This window comes from Arthrobacter sp. Dra40 (genome assembly GCF_059091905.1).
The window spans coordinates 1-2,009 of the sequence record NZ_JBNHHB010000434.1 but is presented as its reverse complement, the minus strand read 5'-3'; the positions used below and the strand labels follow the sequence as shown (position 1 = coordinate 2,009).

Annotated in this window: 1 protein-coding gene; it reads right to left on the bottom strand. The window is 65.0% G+C overall.

Annotated features, from left to right (window positions below; genetic code table 11):
• On the bottom strand, positions 1-2,009 hold a 2,009-nt coding region (locus tag AC5RWT_RS36870), incomplete at both ends, for a DNA-directed RNA polymerase subunit beta' (protein ID WP_494084536.1).

Here is a 2,009-nt window from a genome sequence, read left to right as displayed (position 1 = left end):
GGTAGGAGGACTTGATCGGACGCGGGATGATCTCGCCCTTCGGGTTGGCCACCAGACCACGGATACCGGCGATCTGCCGGACCTGCAGCCAGTTGCCACGGGCACCGGAGGACACCATGCGGTTGATGGTGTTCTCCTTGGTCAGGTTCTTCCGCATTGCGTCGGCAACCTCGTTGGTCGCCTTGTTCCAGATGTCGATCAGTTCCTGGCGCCGTTCGTCGTCGGCAATCAGGCCCTTGTTGTACTGGGTTTCAACGCGGGCGGCCTGGGTCTCGTAGCCCTCCATGATGGCGGCCTTTTCAGCCGGCGCAGCGATGTCGGAGATCGCCACGGTCACGCCGGAACGGGTCGCCCAGTAGAACCCGGCGTCCTTGAGGTTGTCCAGCGTCGCCGCGGTGACGACCTTCGGGTAGCGCTCGGCCAGATCGTTCACGATCGCCGAGAGCTGGCCCTTGTCCGCCACGCGCTCCACCCAGGGGTAATCATCGGGCAGCGTGTCGTTGAAGATGACCTGGCCGAGCGAAGTTTCGATCAGCGCTTCCTGGCCCTCTTCCCAGCCTTCCGGTGCCGGCTGGTCCGGGCCTGGCACGAAGCCGGGCACGCGGATCTTGACGACGGAATTCAGGTGCAGCTCGCCGGCGTCGTGGGCCATGATGGCTTCGGCCGGGCTGCTGAAGACACGGCCTTCGCCTTCCCCGCCTTCACGCTTGGTGGTCAGGTGGTGCAGACCGATGATCATGTCCTGCGAGGGCAGGGTGACCGGGCGTCCGTCCGAGGGCTTGAGGATGTTGTTCGAGGAGAGCATCAGGATGCGCGCCTCGGCCTGGGCCTCAGGGCTCAGCGGAAGGTGCACGGCCATCTGGTCGCCGTCGAAGTCGGCGTTGAACGCACCACAAACCAGCGGGTGCAGCTGCAGTGCCTTGCCTTCAACCAGCTGCGGCTCGAACGCCTGGATGCCCAGACGGTGCAGGGTTGGTGCACGGTTTAGCAGCACCGGGTGTTCGGTGATGATCTCTTCGAGCACGTCCCACACCTGCGGGCGGAAGCGCTCCACCATCCGCTTGGCGCTCTTGATGTTCTGCGCGTGGTTAAGGTCCACCAGGCGCTTCATCACGAAGGGCTTGAACAGCTCCAGTGCCATCTGCTTGGGCAGGCCACACTGGTGCAGCTTCAGCTGCGGGCCGACCACGATGACCGAACGGCCGGAGTAGTCGACGCGCTTGCCCAGCAGGTTCTGGCGGAAGCGGCCTTGCTTGCCCTTGAGCATGTCGGAGAGCGACTTCAGCGGACGGTTGCCCGGTCCGGTGACCGGACGGCCGCGGCGGCCGTTGTCGAACAGCGAGTCCACAGCTTCCTGCAGCATGCGCTTTTCGTTGTTAACGATGATCTCCGGCGCGCCCAGATCCAGCAGCCGCTTGAGGCGGTTGTTGCGGTTGATCACGCGGCGGTACAGGTCGTTCAGGTCGGAGGTAGCGAAGCGGCCACCGTCCAGCTGCACCATCGGGCGAAGCTCCGGCGGGATCACCGGAACGGCGTCCAGCACCATGCCCAGCGGCGAGTTGGTGGTCGTCAGGAAAGCGTTGACGACCTTCAGCCGCTTCAGGGCGCGGGTCTTGCGCTGGCCCTTGCCGTTCTTAATGATGTCGCGCAGGGATTCGGCCTCGGCGGCCATGTCGAAGTTCTCAAGGCGGTTCTTGATGGCTTCGGCACCCATGGCACCTTCGAAGTACAGGCCGTAGCGGTCGCGCAGCTCGCGGTACAGGCCCTCGTCGCCTTCAAGGTCGGCGACCTTGAGGTTCTTGAAGCGGTCCCAGACCATGTCGAGGCGCTCGATTTCGGCGTCGGCGCGCTTGCGCACGTTGGCCATCTGGCGGTCGGCGGAGTCGCGGGCCTTCTTCTTCTCGGCGGCCTTGGCGCCCTCGCCTTCCAGGCGGGCCAGCTCGTCCTCGAGGTCCTTGGCGATCGCCGCGATGTCCGAATCGCGGGTATCGGCCAGCTGCTTCTTCTCC